The sequence below is a fragment of the Mesorhizobium sp. M7A.F.Ca.CA.002.15.2.1 genome, from assembly GCF_003998715.1.
GTDB lineage: Bacteria > Pseudomonadota > Alphaproteobacteria > Rhizobiales > Rhizobiaceae > Mesorhizobium > Mesorhizobium ciceri.
Map to the genome: position 1 here is coordinate 1 of NZ_RZPI01001253.1, position 491 is coordinate 491.

At 63.5% G+C, this 491-nt stretch carries 1 protein-coding gene; it reads left to right on the forward strand.

Annotation, left to right across the window (positions count from 1 at the left end; translation table 11 throughout):
- The coding region (locus ENZ74_RS33980) for an FAD-linked oxidase C-terminal domain-containing protein (protein WP_281059784.1) at window positions 1–416 on the forward strand (416 nt) is incomplete at its 5' end.
- Between the last annotated feature and the right edge of the window lie 75 nt (window positions 417–491).

A 491-nucleotide genomic window follows, 5' to 3' on the forward strand; every position in this document is an offset into this window, starting at 1 on the left:
ACGCCTACTGGTCGTCGCTGACCCTGCGGCCGGGAGCCAAGGGGCTGTCGACCGATGTCTGCGTGCCGATCTCGCGCTTTGCCGAATGCGTCATGGAAACCGAGGCCGATATCGCCGAGATGGGCCTGATCGCGCCGATCGTCGGCCATGCCGGCGACGGCAATTTCCACGTGCTTGTGCTGATGGATGTGAACGATCCCAAGGAGATCGCGCTGTCGGAAAAATTCGTCGCGCGGCTCAACATGCGGGCCATCGCCATGGACGGCACCTGCACCGGCGAGCACGGCATCGGCCAGGGCAAGATCGGCTTCCTGCGCCACGAGCTCGGCCACGGCGTCGACATCATGCGCACCATCAAGCAGGCGCTCGATCCGCTTGATATCATGAACCCGGGCAAGATCTTGCCGGGAAACTAACCGATTTTCCGACGCAAGGTTCGTAGGCGGCCAGTCTTGACCGCGCCACCATTCGGGCCGAGGCTTGGCCGGTAG